Consider the following 17,278-nt stretch of genomic DNA (forward strand, 5'->3'; position numbering starts at 1 on the left):
GGCATCAATGCGTGATCGGTTGGGTCAGGGTGACGATGTTGAACCCCTGACGGGCGAAGATCTTTGACTGTCGGGTGATGTTTTGGCGTTTTTGATCCGGGTTTTTATCCAGGCTGATGCAGCCAATCGGAATGATCGTGGCATCGCGCCGGGCAAGGGTCAGGATTTCAGCGGCAATATGATCTTCGTGAAACACGATATCGGCGGTTTCAATCGCACGCGCGATGCCATGCGGCAGGTCAAAGGCATTGTCGACCGTCAGCTCGGCAAACATGGTTTGTCCGCCCGCAACTGTTGCCAAACTGCCATCGGGAACAAATTGACGCAGTGCCAGATCAATGTCTTCGGGCCCGGCGCGGTCGGTGGCGCGCGCTTGCAGGCCGCGCTGAAAAAAATGGGTCCAGAACCGTTGGCGAGACAGATTGTCATGCAGGTGATCAGCAACCTTTTGCCGGGCATCGCGGGCAATGCGGGCCAATTGCGACATCGATGCGGGCAATACGGTTTCAAGGCGCTGGCGAATAATCCGTGCCAAGGCCGGTGCGCAGGCGCCCGTTGAAATCGTGATCATCACCGGCGAACGGTCCAGAATGGCCGGGACGATAAAATCGCAATGCGGGGTTCTATCCACTACGTTCAACAGGATATTGCGCCGCTTCGTTGCGGCCTGCAGTCGGTTGGTGAGGTAAGGATCATCCGCAGCGTCAAACACCATCGCGGCCCCATTGACCATGGTGTCAACGAAGGGCGCGTTTTCCCAAACGATCCGCCCTTCGTCCACCATCACTGCAATATCGTCACAGATTTCCGGGGCGACGACCGTGATTTGCGCCTGACTTCGGATCAGAAGGCGTAATTTGCCAAGGGCAACTTCACCCCCACCCAGAACCAGAACCTTTTTCCCGGTAACCCGAATGAATGCCGGGAAATAGGCGAAGTTTTCCGACCCGTCGGGCAACCCATGCCCTGCTGACGCGGTTGCGTCAGGGGTGTTGTTATTCTGCGGCGCGCGGTAGTGCGTCATCGAGAATCTCCTTTATTTCCGGCAAGCAGGACCCACATCCTGTCCCTGCCTGAAGCAGGCTGCCAATATCGGCGGCGGTGACGGCATTCTGTTGGGAAATTGCACGGCTGATGGCCGCAAGTCCGACCGAGAAACACGAACAGATCAAACGATCATTGAGCGCACTGGCATCGGGCATGCGCCCGGCCAAAAGCGCGTTGCGTTCAACCGGTGCGACAAGATCAGATGCAAACAGATTTGACACCCAGTCACGGCCAAGGGCGGGGCGGTCCGGGCCGATAAACAGCGCGCCGGTAATCCGGTCGCCATTCATGCGGGCATAGCGATGAATGCCTTTCTGGCTGTCGCTATATTCAATGACCTGTTCGACGTCATTGTTTGCAGCAACCGGTAAAAGGGATTTGAACATCAGCGCTTCATCCCCGGCGATCTCATAAATCATGCTGCCCGGCCCGGTGGTGCTGACCCAATAAGGCAAATTTGAAAGATCGACCGCTGTGCTGGAAAACAAAATGCCCTGCCATTTCGGGGTAAAGGGGCATACCGAAACCGGGACATGTTTGCTTTCGGGTTGGCCGGAGTGGGGGTCAACATTGGAGGGCGTTAGTCGACCAATCCCACCCGCAGCCGAGAAGATATCGTTCCAGTGCATGGGAACAAAAACCTGTCCCGGTGTTTGCGCATCTGTCACAGAAACCCGCATCAGTGCTGTGCCATATTTGCTCGAAATCCTGGCAATCCCGTTATCGTTCAGGCCATAAAAACCGGCATCCCGGGGGTGGATTTCAAGCAGTGGTTCAGGCCGATGCGCACTTAGGCGTGCGGCGGTTCCGGTGCGGGTCATGGTGTGCCATTGGTCGCGATAACGACCACTGTTGGCAATCAGTGGAAAGTCCCCATTTGTTTGCGATTGCGGCAGGGCATGTTCCACGGCAATCATTTTCGCCCGCCCGCTTGAGGTGGTGAAAATCCCGTCACCATAAAGGCGCTTGGCCCCCGATTTCGGTTGATGTTTGCGTGACGCGGGCCACTGGAACGGTTCCATTGCCTCATAGGCCGATTTCTTTGCCTTGCGCCAGATGCCGATGTCAAAGGCCCGCATGCCGTCGTTTTCAAATTCCGATAGCGCGGCATGTTCGGCAAAAATGTCGCTGGGGTCGCGGTATTTGAAAGCCTTGGCATATCCCATGGCTTTGGCGACCTCCGTCATGATCCACCAGTCGGGCTTGGCATTGCCCTGGGACGGGCGAAACGGCCGCTGGCGCGAAATGCGGCGCTCGGAATTGGTCACGGTGCCCGATTTTTCTGCCCATCCGCTGGCGGGCAGTTTGATGTGGGCATGGCGCAATGTGTCGGTGTCATTGACGACATCAGACACAATCACAAGCGGGCAGCGCGACAGGGCCAGACGTACGCGATCTGCATCAGGAAGGCTGACCGCCGGGTTGGTCGCCATGATCCAGACGGCCTTGATTTCCCCGCTTTCGATCGCGCGGAACATATCAACGGCCTTGTGGCCTTCGCCCGGTTCAAGAACGTCTGATTTCCAGAACCGTTTGATCCGATCCACATCCATCGGATCGTTCGGGTTCATATGGGCGGCCAGTTGGTTGGCAAGACCGCCGACTTCGCGCCCGCCCATGGCATTGGGTTGGCCGGTGACGGAAAACGGGCTTGAACCCGGTTTTCCGACACGGCCGGTTGCCAGATGGCAATTGAGGATCGAATTAACCTTGTCCGATCCGCTAGATGACTGGTTCACGCCCTGAGAAAACACCGTGACGGTGCGATCAAAGGCCGCAAACCAGGTAAACAACGTTTCCAGCTTTCCCAGACCTGAGCCGGTTTCATCGGCACTTTCTTGGGTGTCGAGCCCGCATTTTTCTGCGGTTGTCTCGATATCCGGGCAGTCAGCACGTGCGTCTGCCACGGCCTGTTCGTAGCCGCTGACATGGCGGGCCACGTAACGAAGATCGGTATTGCGGGTCTGGTCAAGCCAGGACAGCAAACCGTTAAACAGGGCAACGTCGCTGCCCGGTTTGATTGGCAGGTGCAGATCGGCAATATCGCAACTTGCCGTCCGCCTGGGATCAATCACGACGATCTTTGTGCCGCGTTTTTCCCTGGCCGCACGCAGGCGCTGATTAAGCACCGGGTGGCACCATGCCAGATTTGACCCGGTCAGAATGACCAGATCAGCGATTTCAAGGTCTTCATAGCAGCCGGGCACAACATCCGCGCCAAAGGCACGTTTGTGACCGACCACGGTGGACGCCATGCAAAGTCGGGAATTGGTATCGATATGCGGCGATCCGATGAAGCCTTTGATCAGTTTGTTGGCAACGTAGTAATCCTCGGTCAGGAGCTGACCGGAAACATAAAACGCCACCGACTTCGGGCCATGCTTTTCGATGGTGTCACGCAGGCGATTTGCGGTTTCGGAAATTGCCGCGTTCCAGTCCACCTGTACGCCATCGATTTCCGGTTCCAGCAAACGAAAATCGCGTTTGGTTTCGGCAGTGATCGTATCGATCAGTGCCGCGCCCTTGGAACATACCCGTCCGAAATTGGCCGGGTGGTCGGGGTCGCCGCCGACAGCCCATCCATCCCGGGTTGGCGAAATGATCAGGCCACAGCCAACACCGCAATAGGGGCAGGTTGTTTTGACCTCATCCCGCATGGCGCAAACCAGCTTGCAATTCTGTCAGGCCAACTCGCACGGTGCCATCCACCACCTGGCATTCCACCTTGGCCGCACAGCCGTCATCGGGGCCCTGGGCCTCGCCGGTTTCAAGTGAAAACACCATGTTATGAAGCGGGCAGGTCACAAAATGCCCATGAACGATCCCCTGCGCCAGCGGCCCCTGTTTGTGCGGGCAGCGGTCCAGCAACGCAAAGATCTGATCATCAAGGGTTCTGAAAATCGCAATACGATCGGTTTCCGTCTGAAGGGTGCGCGCCCCTTGTTGCGGAATGGCCGAAACAGGACCGATATCTATCCAGTGAAGGTTTGTCATCTGTCTTACTCCGCTGCGACCATCGAAAGAGGATTGAATTCATGCGCATCAACGCCTTCGGATGCGCGTTCGGCCCATGGATCAATCTGTGCGGTTTGCTGGCTGATCATGAAACGATCAAACAGCGCCTTGCGGTTGGCTGCATCGTCAACAACACGTTCCTGAACATGTTTCAGGCCAACCCGTTCGATCCATGGGGCGGTACGTTCAAGGTAACGCGCCTCTTCGCGGTACAGCTGAATGAAGGCGCCGCAATATTCACGGACTTCTTCATCGGTTGTGACCTTGCACAGAAGTTCGGTTGCGCGGACGTGAATGCCGCCATTGCCGCCAACATGAAGATCCCAGCCGCCATCGGTTGCCACGACACCGAAATCCTTGATGGTTGCTTCGGCGCAATTACGCGGGCAGCCCGATACCGCCATTTTGAACTTGTGGGGCATCCATGATCCCCAGGTCATCTTTTCAAGTTCAACCGCCATGCTCATCGACATTTGAGTACCAAAGCGACACCATTCCTGCCCGACGCAGCTTTTTACGGTACGAAGCGATTTGCCATAGGCATGACCAGATACCATGCCCGCCGCATTCAGATCGGCCCAAACACCCGGCAGGTCTTCTTTTTTAACCCCCAAAAGGTCGATGCGCTGTCCGCCCGTGACCTTGACTGTCGGGATTTCAAATTTGTCGGCAACATCGGCAATGGCGCGCAATTCACGCGGGTTGGTCAGGCCACCCCACATGCGCGGAATAACGGAATAGGTGCCGTCTTTCTGGATGTTGGCGTGAACACGTTCGTTAATGAAACGCGATGCACCGTGATCAACATAAACACCTGGCCAGGCGGCCAGCAGGTAATAGTTCAATGCCGGACGGCAGACATGGCACCCATCCGATGACCTCCATTCAAGTTCCTGCATGACGGCAGGCATGGATTTCAAATCCTTGGCAATGATCAGGCGACGCACGCTGTCATGATCATGGTCGGTGCAGGTGCAAATCGGCTTGATGGTTGCTGCCTCGTAGTCGCCGCCAAGGGTTGCCGCCAACAGGTTTTCAACAAGGCCAGAACAGGACCCGCAAGACGCGGATGCCTTGGTGTGGCATTTGACTTCATCAAGGGTTGTCAGGCCCTTTTCATTGATTGCCGAAACGATGGCGCCTTTGCAAACGCCGTTACAGCCACAGATTTCTGCGTCATCTGGCAGGGCTGCAACGGCGTCAAGAGGGTTTCCCGCAGATCCCCCCGCGAACGCCTGACCAAAGGCAAGGGTGTCACGCAACTCGGTGACGTCTTCGCCATCCTTCATAAGCTGGAAATACCAGGCACCATCGGATGTGTCGCCATATAGGACAGCGCCCTTGATCTTGCCGTCTTCAAGGACGATGCGCTTGTAAACGCCGCGCCCGGCATCGCGGAAGACGATTTCCTCGGTTTCACCGCCACCGGAAAAATCCCCGGCGGAAAACACATCAACGCCGGTCACTTTCAGTTTGGTTGATGTGACCGACCCGGCGTAGCCGGTGGTGTCAATTTCGGCCAGATGATCAGCACAGGATTTGGCCATTTCAAACAGCGGGGCAACAAGGCCATAGCATTGGCCGCGATGCTGGACGCATTCGCCAACAGCAAATACGGCCGGATCACTGGTGGTCATGACATCGTCAACAACGATGCCGCGTTCGACTGCGAGGCCCGCGTCTGCGGCAAGACGTCCGTTCGGACGAATGCCAACAGCCATAACCACCAGATCAGCCGGGATCATGCGCCCGTCCTTAAGGCGGACACCGGTCACATTTTCACTGCCAACAATTTCTGCGGTATCGGCTTCGGTGATGACCGTGATGCCGCGACGTTCAAGTTCCTGGGCCAGAAGATAACCGGCCGATGGGTCAAGCTGGCGTTCCATCACATGGCCAGCCAGATGCAGAACCGTGACATCCATGCCGCGTGATTGCAGGCCGACGGCGGCTTCAAGTCCCAAAAGACCACCACCAATGACAACCGCCGGGCCACCGTTGGCAGCAGCACCCAGCATGGTGTCGACATCATCGACATCGCGGAAGGTCACAACACCATCAAGCTTGTGGCCGGGAACCGGGATGATGATCGGGTCAGAACCGGTTGCAAGCAACAGCTGGTCATATTCAGTTTCGGTGCCGCTTTTGGAAATCACCACCTTGCGGTCCCGGTCGACTTCAACCACCGGATCGCCGGAATAAAGGTGAATGTTGTTTTCTGTGTACCATTCCGGGGTGTTGATGACGATTTCGTCGAATTCCTTTTCCCCGGACAACAGCGGGGAAAGCATGATGCGGTTGTAGTTCACGCGCGGCTCGGCACCGAAAACGGTGATGTCGTATTTATCCGGTGCGCGGCTTAGAACTTCTTCTACGGTGCGCATGCCGGCCATGCCGTTGCCGATAACAACCAGGCGGGCCTTGGTGGCTTTTATGTTGGCAGGGACGTGGTTCATTTGTCTCTGGCTCCTCGTCGCGGGATGCGAAGTTGGCACAAAAAAACGCCCGATGCGGCCTGCCCTTTAAAAAGGCATTTCGCAACGGACGTCGTTATCCGATGAACCCGTCTTTGGATTCTTTATATATAGGGTTGGCTTTTACGCCGGAGCTGCAGGCGACACTGCCCGCGCTCATGCCTTTCTATATTCAAGCGCCATGCCAGAATCGCAAATATCGTTGTTTTCCACACAAGGTGCTGAAATTAAAACGATTTCTCAAGTGATGTGCGGCGCTTGAAAACAGGCGCCGTGCTTTGTGTGATCAAAAAATAAACATCACGAAAAGCGTGTGATGTAAAATTGTGCAAATTGGATTGAAAAACACATGCTCAGAATTTTGCATCGCAGGCGCGATCTTTAAAAAAATAACCATTTCAAATGGTTGGAAGTTTTATCCCGCATCGCAGAAAAATTGGCGCGCTGTTTGCAATTCCTGATTTCGCGTGAGCAGCTTTGACGAAAGCAGGCCCAATGACGGGTGGCTCACAGTTCTTCGTCCAACGGCGGACGATCAGACGTTTGGAACAGCAGCGTGATACGCGCGCAGCCTTTCCGATACGAATGACGGGTCGCCTGCGGAATCTTCAAGATGATGCATGAGGCCCATGGGGAAAACCGTCGGTCGTTCACAGCCAAAAGCAAGCTCTGTACGACCTAACGAAGGGCTTCAAATCATGGATATCAAGAACAAGGCTACACGCATCAATCTATTCAGTCTCAAGACTGTTCAGATGCGGACTTTTCATCTTACCTGGCTTTCATTCTTCCTGTGTTTCTTTGGCTGGTTCGGTATTGCGCCGTTGATGCCACTGGTGCGTGATGATCTGGGTTTAACCAAAAGCGAAATCGGCAGCACGATCATTGCATCGGTTGCCATCACGGTTCTGGTCCGGCTTTTGATTGGGCCGTTGTGTGACAAAATCGGTCCGCGCAAGACCTATACCGGTTTGTTGGTGCTTGGGTCGCTTCCGGTCATGTTGATCGGTCTTGCCGACAGCTATGAGACCTTTTTGCTTGCGCGTCTGGCGATCGGGTCAATCGGCGCATCCTTTGTGATCACGCAGTATCATACCTCGATGATGTTTGCCCCCAATGTTGTCGGGACGGCAAATGCGACAACGGCCGGTTGGGGTAACCTTGGCGGTGGTGTGACCCAGATGGTCATGCCGTTGATTCTTGCCATGGTTCTTGGCTTTGGCGTTGTTGAAACCATGGGTTGGCGTTTGGCGATGGTCTTCCCGGGGGCGATCATGCTGATCGTTGCCGTGTTGTATTGGAAGTTCACCACCGATTGCCCGGATGGCAACTATGCCGAAATGCGCAAAAGTGGTGCGTTGAAGCCCGAAGACGACCATGCCGGTGCGACCAAGGGCATGATGTCTGCGATGTCTGATTATCGCGTTTGGGCATTGTTCCTGGTCTATGGCGCATGTTTTGGTGTCGAACTTACGATCAACAATATCGCCGCGATCTATTTCTTCGATAAATTTGATCTGTCGCTGGCGACTGCGGGCATGATTGCCGGTTTGTTTGGCCTGATGAACATTTTCGCCCGCACGCTTGGTGGTGTGTTTTCCGATAAGTTCGCCGCCAAGGGTGGTCTTTCGGGCCGGGTGAAATTCCTGTTCATGGCACTGTTCATCGAAGGGATCGCGCTTGTTGCCTTCTCGCAGATGGAAGCACTGGTTGTTGCGGTTTGCGTGATGGTCGTCTTCTCGTTGTTCGTGCAAATGTCAGAAGGGGCGACCTTCGGGATTGTGCCGTTTGTGAACCGTAAGGCGCTTGGTTCTGTTGCCGGGATCGTCGGTGCCGGTGGGAATGCCGGTGCGGTTGCGGCGGGCTTCTTGTTCAAGTCCGAGGCGCTGACGTATCAGCAAGGCCTTCTGTATCTTGGTGTTGCCGTGATCATCTGTTCTTTTGCCGCACTTGCTGTTCGTTTCTCTGCTGAAACGCAGGCCGAAGAGAAAGCACGCTTTGACAAGGCGCAGGCAGAGCGGTTTGGCACCAGTGGTGCACAAGGTCATCCGGTGCCGGCCGAATAAGGCCAAGGCCACAGGTTGACGAAAGACTTTTTCGGGATGCGGCAGATGCTGCATCCCGATATCCAATTCGGACCCGCAAACGGGCCGGAATAAATAATGTCAGAGAGATCTGGTCGCAAAAGACCGTCAGGGAGTAAGGGCTGGTTTGGTAAAGCTGGAAGAATTCAATATTCTGGTGATTGACGAAGACCCCGACCGCGCCGCCATTGTCGAGCGTGGTCTGGTCGAAAGTGGCTATACCCGTGTGGCGCGGATTGGCACGTCGCACAATCTGGTGGAGCGCGTTCAGGCACTTGCACCTGATATCATCATCATTGATCTGGAAAATCCCGACCGGGACACGCTGGAACAGATGTTTCAGGTGTCACGCGCCATTGCGCGCCCGATTGCGATGTTTGTCGATCAAAGTGACGCATCCATGATTCAGGAAGCCGTTTCTGCCGGGGTGAGTGCTTATGTCGTTGATGGATTGCGTCAGGATCGCATTCGCCCCATCGTCGAAATGGCGATTTCGCGCTTTAATGTCTTTGACCAGCTCAGACGCGAACGGGACGAAGCACAGGCAAAACTCAGCGAACGAAAATTGATTGAACGGGCCAAGGGTATCCTGATGAAGGAAAAGGGCCTGTCAGAAGAGGAATCCTATGCGCTGCTGCGCAAGAACGCCATGAAGCAAAATCGCAAGATTTATGAGATCGCGCAAAGCGTCATCACGGCGTTTCAGTTGGAGTTTTGAGGAATGGCTAACACGGTTCGTCTTGGGTTTGTTCCGCTTGTCGATTGCGCGATTCCGGTTGTTGCGCGGGCTATGGGATTTGCCAAACAGGAAAACATCGACCTTGAGCTGGTCCGCGAAATGTCTTGGGCGGCCATTCGTGACAAGCTGTCCTACGGCGTTTTTGAAGCGGCCCACTTGCTTGCCGGTATTCCCATCGCGGCCCGACTGGGGCTTGGTGGGGTTCCGGTTCAAAACATCGTTGTTCCCATGGCGCTTGGGCGTGGTGGAAATGCGATCACGGTTTCGACCGTGCTGTATCAGCGCATGCTTGAAGCCGACCCGGCCGCCATGCATGGGCCGCGCGGGCTGTCGGCGCGGGCCTTGAAAAAGGTGATTGATGAGGATCGCGCTGCCGGGCGACCTGTCATGTCCTTTGCGACGGTGTTCCCGTTTTCCAGCCATAATTATGAACTGCGCTACTGGATGGCGGCGGCCGGAATTGATCCGGATCTGGATGTAAACATTGGCGTGATCGCCCCGCCCCGGATGTTTGACAGTCTGCGCAATGGCTGGGTTGACGGGTATTGCGTGGGGGAACCCTGGAACCAGCGTGCGGTGTTTCATGGCGATGGTGTGATTGTTGCGCTTAAGGATGATATCTGGGCACGCAGCCCGGAAAAAGTTCTGGGCGTGCGCGAAGACTGGGTTAATGACAATGCCGATACCGCAGCAGCATTGGTGCGTGCCCTTGTAAGGGCCGCCGAGTGGGCCGATAAGCCGGGCAATCGGGCCGAACTTGCGCAAATACTTTCAGAAGAAGCCAATGTCGGCGCGCCCTATGAGGTTCTGAAGGCATCCCTTACCGGCAAGCCGGTTCTGCGTCCGGGCGAAGCGCCACTTGATGTGCCTGATCGGCATGTTTTTTACCGCTATACCGCAACTTTCCCGTGGTTGTCACAGGGCAGTTGGGTCGGAACCCAGATGAAGCGGTGGGGGCAGGTGCCGCCGGATGCGGATCTGAATGCTGTCGTTCGACAGGTTTATCGCCCGGATTTGTATCGTGCGGCGGTCGCGGAACTTGATGTTGCCGTGCCCAAGCATGACTGGCGGGTCGAAGGGGCTGCACAGGCAGATGACCGTGCCTTTGTCGGGCCAGATGGCTTTCTTGATAATACGATTTTCGACCCGGAAAACGTTCGCTAGGGCGCGTTGCGTTTAGGTCCGGGGGCATTAGTCAATGGAGGTTAGCGGTTTCACCGGTTCAATTGCTTCCATCATTTCGCCGGGGATGAAAACGCGGAAGGTTGCACCCTGGCCGGGGGGGCTTTCGGCCCATATTTTGCCCTGACAATGTTCGACCACATGTTTGGCAATCGCAAGACCAAGCCCTGATCCCGATGGCCTTGGCTTGTCATCGGCGTATTTGCCCCCGCGTGAGAACTTGTCGAAAATGATTTCCAGCTCGTTTTGTGCAATGCCTTTGCCGTTGTCGCTGATCGACACCAGATAGCCGCCGTCCATCGCCTCGCCGCGAACAGCAACTTCGGGGTGGTCGGGGTCGGAAAATTTGGCAGCATTGGACAGAAGGTTGATGAAAACCTGTGTCAGGCGGTCGCGATCCACATGCAGCAATACCGAATTGCGCGAATATTCGCAGGTCAGAACCACGCCCTTGCGGTCAAACAGGCCTTTGACGGCGTCGATGCTTTCATCAAGGACGGTACGCGGATCAACTTCGACGGCGCGCCAGTCCGAATGGCCGGCTTCGAGGCGGGCAAGGTCAAGATGATCGTCAATCAGACGTGTCAGGCGTTCGCTTTCGCGCACAATGATTTCAAGGAAACGGTCCGTCTGTTTCGGATCAAGGTTCGGGGAATCGACCAGAATTTCCGAAAACGACCGGATCGATGTAAGCGGGGTTCTGAATTCGTGGCTGACCATGGTCAGGAATTCATCCTTGAGGCGATCAAGCTCCTTGAGCCGTTCGTTGGCAGCACGCAATTCGGCAGCGGTTTTTTCAAGTTCAATCGACTTGGTTTCAAGGCGCTGGGAATATTCAATAACGTGTGAGGTTTCCTCAAGAATTTCAAGAACTTCGTCAAGGCTGACCATCTCGCCCTTGGCAACAGACGAAACCATCACCCGGGCCGACGCGGCCCCGATGGACCCCGCCAGAAGCCGTTCGGTAAAGGCGATCATGTCGGCATCGGCTTCGCCCTTGCCCCGCCAGGATGGGTCGGAGGTCCAGTCAAATTGCCGGAACGATTGATAGGCGCGATCGCGTCCCAAAAACCGTTCGACCAATTCATAAAGATCATTGGCCGAGGCCGACGACCGCCAGATCACCGTATCCTGGCCCTTGCGCGAAAAGGCATCGACAAACAGGGTGGCCTGAATGCGCTCAAGCGCACTTGGTTTGGTAAACAGGCTGATCAGGACATAGGCCCCGGTATTAAGCGAAATCGACCAGATCAGTGCATGGGTCAAGGGGGCAAAACCGGTCAGGCCAAGCAGGCTTTCGGGGCGCAGCCAGGGGTTGCCAAACGCACCTTCCTGAATAAGGGCCGGGTTCATCCAGCCGCTATCAGCAAGGGATGGCAGCAACAGCGTATAGCCCCAAACAGCAAAGCCGATAGAAAGTGCAACCTGTGCGCCCGTGCGGGTGCCGCCCTTCCAGTAAAGCCCGCCAATCATGATCGGGATAAACTGAGCAATGGCGGCAAAGGAAATCAGCCCGATTTCAGCCAGGGCATCGCTGGCCCCGGCAGACCGGTAATAGGCAAAGCCCATAAACACGACCACAACGATGGACGCGCGCCGGATAAAGATCAAAAGCCCGGTCAAATCATCGCGTTCGGTCAGGCGCAGCGGACGAATGCGCAAAAGGGCCGGGACGATCAGATCGTTACACACCATGGTCGAAAGGGCGATGGTCGCAACGATCACCATGCTCGTACTGGCCGACAACCCCCCGACATAGGCCAAAAGCGCCAGAAGCGACTGGTCCTCAAAAAGCGGCACCGAAATGACAAAGAAATCCGGGTCCGACCAGGCCGGAAGGGCGCCAAGCCCCGCCAATGCAATCGGCAGAACAAACAGGTTCATCGCCAGAAGGTATAGCGGAAAGGCCCAGCTTGCAGTTGCCAGATGGCGTTCATCGACATTTTCAACAATGATCACCTGAAACTGCCGCGGCAGGCACAGGATTGCTGCCATCGACAGCATCATCAAGGTAAGCCAGCGCGCACTGCTGTCTTCGCGCAGCATCAGAAGTTTGGCGGTGTCGGGATTTTGCGCCGATTGGGCAAATAAATCACCAAGCCCGTCATACATGACAAAGGACACAAAGAAACCCACAGCCAAAAGCGCGAACATCTTGACCAGACTTTCAAAGGCGATGGCCGCCACCATGCCTTCATGGTGCTCGTCGGCGTCAATGAAGCGTGTGCCAAACAAAATGCCAAACAGGGCCAGGCCAACAGCAGCCCAAAAGCCACTATCGGAAAACACGCTGATTGTTTCGCGGGTCGATTGGATCATGCCGTGATCCCACGCCGTCAGAACCGTATAGCTGGTGGCGATCGCCTTGAGCTGAAGGGCGATATAAGGCGTTGTTCCAATGACCGCGATAAGCGTGACAAGCACGGAAAGTTGCGTGCTTTTGCCATAGCGCGACGAGATAAAATCAGCAATCGAGGTAATCCGGTGGGCCTTGGAAATGCGCAGCATTTTGCGCAGCAAAAACCACCAGCCCAAAAAGATCACGGTCGGGCCAAGATAGATTGTCAGGTATTCAAGCCCGGTGCGCGCCGCCGTGCCAACCGCACCATAAAATGTCCACGACGTACAATAGACCGCAATCGACAGGGTATAGACCGTTGGATTGCGCACCCACGAATGACCATCACGCGCACGCTTGTCGCCCCACCATGCAATGGCATAAAGCAGGCCGACGTAAACCAGCGAGACAAAGATGACCAGTTCCGAGGACAACATATGCTTACGGTCCGTCGGCCTGGGCGGCACTTCTGAGTGCGCGCGTCAGAATGGCACAAAGCGCAATCAGAATAGCCCACCCTGCAAAGAAATAGACAAACAGGATCGGCAGCCCAAGGATGGTGCCATCAAGCGAAAACATCCCGACAATTGGCGGCAACCATAGGAAAAGGGCCACCAGCATCAAGACGAATGCGCGTTCTGTCAGTTTGCGTGGTGGTGTGATGGCGGCCTCCTGGCAGTTGTTATGAACGCAGCGGTGTTGGTTTAATTTTCTGCGCGCTCAAGCAGTGCTTTAACCCGCGATACGACGTCGCGGGTCGAGAAGGGTTTGGTCACGAAATCATCAACGCCAAGCTCAAGGCCCTTGCGGCGGTCCACTTCGCGGGTTTTCGCTGTGAGCATCATGATGGGAATTTTCTGCGTGCTGGAATCACCACGTACAGCGCGCACCACTTCAAAGCCGTCGCGAACCGGCATCATGACATCAAGCAAAACCATATCAGGGGTATCGCGCGCGATCATGTTGATCGCGGTTTGGCCGTCGGTGGCCACGCTTACCTCATAGCCTTCCTTTTCCATCAGGAAGGTAAGGGACTCAACAATGGTTTCCTCGTCTTCGGCAATCAAGACCTTTGGTCTCTTACTCAAGGACGTTCTCCCGATTTTTCGGATTGTTATGGCCCCAATCCTAACTGCTTATGGTGCAGATTATAATGCTACTTTGGGGTGGTATCCTTTGGGGTACTGTTTTGCCCGTGTTCAAGGGGTTCTAGCCTGCTGCTTTTGGGGTGCGGTCGGCCATTTCATATGCGCGTTGCGCACAGTCTTCTCGCGGGCACTGACGACATGCAATTCCCACAGGAACCGCAGAATCCGGGCGATCAAGCGACAGTCGGTCGCCGTAAACGACATCATTTGAAAACGCGGTATCGCACCCGATCATCACGGAATGAACCGAGCGCGGAACGCCATACCCACCCGCAGTTGAACGAAGCGCGCGGGCAACAAACAGATATTCGCTGCCATCGGGAAGGCGGACAAATTGCGGAATCACCCGTTCGGGGGCGGTGTAGGCTTCATGCACAACCCAGCGCGGACACGCCCCGCCATAGCGCGGCAATTGCAGGCCCGATGCGGAAAATCGTTTGGAAATATTTCCGGCAATGTCGGTGCGGATCAGGTGAAACGGAATACCTTCTGCCCCCGGACGGCGAAGCGTCGTCAGGCGGTGGCAGATTTGCTCCCAGCTTGCGGAATAACGTTGCTGCAGCAGTTCGATGTCATGGCGCATGCGACGTGCATCTTCAAGAAATGGCTCATAGGGAAACAGCAATGCTGCCGCAGCATAGGAAATCAGGGCTTCTGATGCGCGCACCCGTCCGGCGTCGCTGCCAATCTGGGCGTGATCAAGAATTTCATTGATCGGCTCGGCGGCCTCAATCCGGCAAATGGTGCGCGCAGCCTGAAACCGGGCAGATGTGATCGGCAGGGCGCGCGAAACGCGCAATGTGTTGTTTTGCGCATCCCATTGATAGCCGCTTGTCAGGAATTCCTCGGACGGCAGCCGTTCAATCCGGGTGTTGTGCGTGTTTTCAAGATAGTTGATCAGGTCTGTCAGATACAGGCCGCCTTGCGGATCAATGATCGGGCGCATGGCGCTGGCGTGATCTTCCAGCGTCGGGAAGTGGTTGGCATTGTCATATAGCAAATCATCGACTTCCTCGGCCGGGCTGGCGGCCGGGCGACCGGCCTCGCCGCGTTCAAGAAAGTTGAAAATTTCGGTCGCGGATTCTGCAAGGCGCTGGGACTCGCGTACCAGTGTCGCATTGAAACGCGCCCGCTGATCGGATGAAAGATCGTCATAATCATCAAAAATCTCGGCCACAGTGCGGATGGATGTGATCCGCGTAAGGATCGAATGGCTGGCCTCGGTCAGGAACGGGTCGTGGCTGAGCCGCTCGGACAGGGCGTTAATATCATCAAGGCCGCTGCGATACGCACGATATAGCGACAGAAAAGCGGTGATCATGCCCGGTGCTGCGGCGATCATCGCGGGGAACTCGCGGCTTTCAACCGGGGTGGTGCGAAAAACCGGATCAGAGGCGGCTTCGCTCAGATCAGACAGAAGGCGGCTTTCTTCGGATCCGGACAGGGTATGGGGCTGAATTTCAAGCGCTTCGGCGATCCGCATCAGCAAACCGCCACCGATCGAGCGACGGTTGTGTTCGATCAGATTAAGGTAGGAAGGCGAAATCCCCGCAGCCTTCGCCAGGGCATTCTGGGTCATGCCGATATCTTTTCGCCGTCCGCGAATGCGGTGCCCGATGGGTGCCTGACGCGCCATACTAAAGTCGTACCCCTTGACATAATTTACAAGTTTTCACAGCAACTGCTTATATATTTACAAAAAAAACGTTTTATATCAACTGGGTGTTGATTCATTTTCAAATGATGCTCATTGTTTGTACAGGTCGCTAAGAAAATAAGCCAAAAAACACAGACCTCAGATTTCTCTGAAACAAATCCCAAGACATTGGGGAGGAAAACCATGTCGGAGACTAAGCTTATCGGAAATGTATCCCGCCGTACGATCCTTAAGGGGTCAGCGGCTACTACTGGTGCGGCCCTTATTGGTGGCACGTTCCCGATGCATTTCATCAAGAATGCCCACGCCCAGACCTTCCGTGGCGATCCGGGCAATGCTGCCAGCGTCAAGCTCGGCTTTAACGTGCCGCAGACCGGCCCGTATGCCGATGAGGGTGCTGACGAACTGCGTGCCTACCAGCTTGCGGTCAAGCACATCAACGGCGAAGGCGACGGTGGTATGCTTAACACCATCAAGCCGCTGGAACTCAAGGGTAACGGTATTCTTGGCAAAAAAGTCGAGTTCGTTACAGGGGATACCCAGACCAAATCCGATGCTGCGCGTGCTTCTGCAAAACGCATGATCGAAAAAGACAATGTTGCAATGGTCACCGGTGGTTCGTCCTCGGGTGTTGCGATTGCCGTGCAGGGTCTTTGCCAGGAAATGGGCGTCATTTTCATGGCGGGTCTGACCCACTCCAACGACACCACCGGTAAAGACAAAAAGCGTTATGGCTTCCGCCACTTCTTCAATGCTTATATGTCGGGTCAGGCGATCGCGCCGGTTCTGCTCGACGAGTATGGTGCAGAGCGTCGCGCTTATCACCTGACGGCTGATTACACCTGGGGCTGGACCCAGGAAGAATCGATCAAGGCCGCGACCGAGAATATCGGTTGGGAAACTGTGAACACCGTTCGTACCCCGGTTGGTGCGGGTGACTTCTCGCAGTACATCACGCCGGTTCTGAACTCGGGCGCAGATGTCCTGATCCTGAACCACTATGGTAAGGATATGGTCAACTCCCTGACCCAGGCTGTTCAGTTCGGTCTGCGTGACAAGCAGGTGAATGGCAAGAACTTCGAAATCGTTGTTCCGCTTTATTCCCGCCTGATGGCACAGGGTGCTGGCGAAGCTGCAAAAGGTATCCTTGGTACCACCAACTGGCACTGGTCGCTGACCGATGCCGGTTCGCAGGCCTTCGTGAAATCGTTCGGTCAGGAATACGGCTTCCCGCCGTCCCAGGCTGCTCACACCTGCTACGTCCAGACGCTGCTTTATGCAAACGCCTGCGAATTGGCCGGTACCTTCGCACCTTGGGAAGTCATCAAGCAGCTCGAAGGCTTCGAGTTCGATGGCGCAGGCAACGGCCCGACCCTTTACCGTGCCGAAGATCACCAGTGCTTCAAAGACGTTCTGGTTGTGCGTGGTAAACAAGAGCCGCAGTCCAACTTTGACCTTCTTGAAGTCGTCAAGGAAGTGCCGCGTGCACAGGTTGAGTATCCGGCCGACATGTTCGGCGGGGAACTCGGACCCTACAAGGTCTGATCGACCTACATCGATGCAAGCAGGGCCGGCCATCTCCCAATGGCCGGCC

Annotated in this window: 13 protein-coding genes; 5 read left to right on the plus strand and 8 right to left on the minus strand. The window is 55.6% G+C overall.

Features of this window, described 5'->3' with window-relative positions:
• Window positions 1-4: 4 nt before the first annotated feature.
• Genes JF44_RS0100160 through nirB form a run of 4 tightly spaced genes read right to left on the minus strand, consistent with a single transcriptional unit; the run spans window position 5 to window position 6,518 of the window.
• Window positions 5-1,024, minus strand: a complete 1,020-nt coding sequence (locus JF44_RS0100160; RefSeq protein ID WP_033066941.1) for a precorrin-2 dehydrogenase/sirohydrochlorin ferrochelatase family protein — start codon at window positions 1,022-1,024, stop codon at window positions 5-7.
• Window positions 996-3,704: a nitrate reductase gene (locus JF44_RS0100165; RefSeq protein ID WP_033066942.1), complete on the minus strand. Its 2,709-nt coding sequence runs from the start codon at window positions 3,702-3,704 to the stop codon at window positions 996-998. Before JF44_RS0100165 ends, JF44_RS0100160 begins: the two co-directional genes overlap by 29 nt.
• Window positions 3,694-4,041, minus strand: coding sequence for a nitrite reductase small subunit NirD (gene nirD, locus JF44_RS0100170; protein WP_033066943.1), 348 nt, complete (start codon window positions 4,039-4,041; stop codon window positions 3,694-3,696). Before nirD ends, JF44_RS0100165 begins: the two co-directional genes overlap by 11 nt.
• Before the next feature lie 5 nt (window positions 4,042-4,046).
• The gene (gene nirB / locus JF44_RS0100175) at window positions 4,047-6,518 is read right to left on the minus strand and encodes a nitrite reductase large subunit NirB (RefSeq protein ID WP_033066944.1); all 2,472 of its coding nucleotides are present in this window, start codon (window positions 6,516-6,518) and stop codon (window positions 4,047-4,049) included.
• A 32-nt stretch (window positions 6,519-6,550) separates the two neighbouring features.
• On the opposite strand from nirB, the gene JF44_RS20235 reads away from it, so the two are divergent.
• The 4 genes from JF44_RS20235 (at window position 6,551) to JF44_RS0100190 (ending at window position 10,523) form a co-directional block, all read left to right on the plus strand.
• Entirely contained in the window at window positions 6,551-6,784 is a 234-nt protein-coding gene (locus JF44_RS20235; protein ID WP_156111545.1) for a hypothetical protein, read from the plus strand.
• Between the two features lie 507 nt (window positions 6,785-7,291).
• On the plus strand, window positions 7,292-8,602 hold the full coding sequence (locus JF44_RS0100180) for an MFS transporter (protein WP_238318332.1): 1,311 nt from the start codon (window positions 7,292-7,294) through the stop codon (window positions 8,600-8,602).
• A gap of 145 nt (window positions 8,603-8,747) precedes the next feature.
• Complete coding sequence (locus JF44_RS0100185) at window positions 8,748-9,338, plus strand: ANTAR domain-containing response regulator (protein WP_033066946.1); 591 nt, start codon at window positions 8,748-8,750, stop codon at window positions 9,336-9,338.
• A gap of 3 nt (window positions 9,339-9,341) precedes the next feature.
• Window positions 9,342-10,523 carry a CmpA/NrtA family ABC transporter substrate-binding protein gene (locus JF44_RS0100190; RefSeq protein WP_033066947.1) on the plus strand — a complete coding sequence of 394 codons (1,182 nt, stop codon included), beginning with the start codon at window positions 9,342-9,344 and terminating at the stop codon, window positions 10,521-10,523.
• Window positions 10,524-10,550: 27 nt separating this feature from the next.
• Here the strand turns inward: JF44_RS0100190 and JF44_RS0100195 are convergent, their stop codons facing one another.
• From JF44_RS0100195 to JF44_RS0100210, 4 genes are all read right to left on the minus strand, one after another.
• Window positions 10,551-13,316, minus strand: coding sequence for a sensor histidine kinase (locus tag JF44_RS0100195; protein WP_033066948.1), 2,766 nt, complete (start codon window positions 13,314-13,316; stop codon window positions 10,551-10,553).
• Window positions 13,317-13,320: 4 nt separating this feature from the next.
• Window positions 13,321-13,500: a hypothetical protein gene (locus tag JF44_RS0100200; protein WP_052065278.1), complete on the minus strand. Its 180-nt coding sequence runs from the start codon at window positions 13,498-13,500 to the stop codon at window positions 13,321-13,323.
• 83 nt (window positions 13,501-13,583) lie between these two features.
• Window positions 13,584-13,967 (minus strand): response regulator transcription factor, encoded by a 384-nt coding sequence (locus tag JF44_RS0100205; protein WP_033066950.1) that lies wholly within the window; start codon window positions 13,965-13,967, stop codon window positions 13,584-13,586.
• Window positions 13,968-14,088: 121 nt separating this feature from the next.
• The gene (locus JF44_RS0100210; RefSeq protein ID WP_033066951.1) at window positions 14,089-15,663 is read right to left on the minus strand and encodes a helix-turn-helix domain-containing protein; all 1,575 of its coding nucleotides are present in this window, start codon (window positions 15,661-15,663) and stop codon (window positions 14,089-14,091) included.
• Window positions 15,664-15,867: 204 nt separating this feature from the next.
• On the opposite strand from JF44_RS0100210, the gene JF44_RS0100215 reads away from it, so the two are divergent.
• Window positions 15,868-17,229 (plus strand): ABC transporter substrate-binding protein, encoded by a 1,362-nt coding sequence (locus tag JF44_RS0100215; RefSeq protein ID WP_052065284.1) that lies wholly within the window; start codon window positions 15,868-15,870, stop codon window positions 17,227-17,229.
• Window positions 17,230-17,278: the final 49 nt, after the last annotated feature.

Origin of the sequence: Thalassospira australica, from assembly GCF_000763295.1 — a bacterium.
Lineage (GTDB): Bacteria > Pseudomonadota > Alphaproteobacteria > Rhodospirillales > Thalassospiraceae > Thalassospira > Thalassospira australica.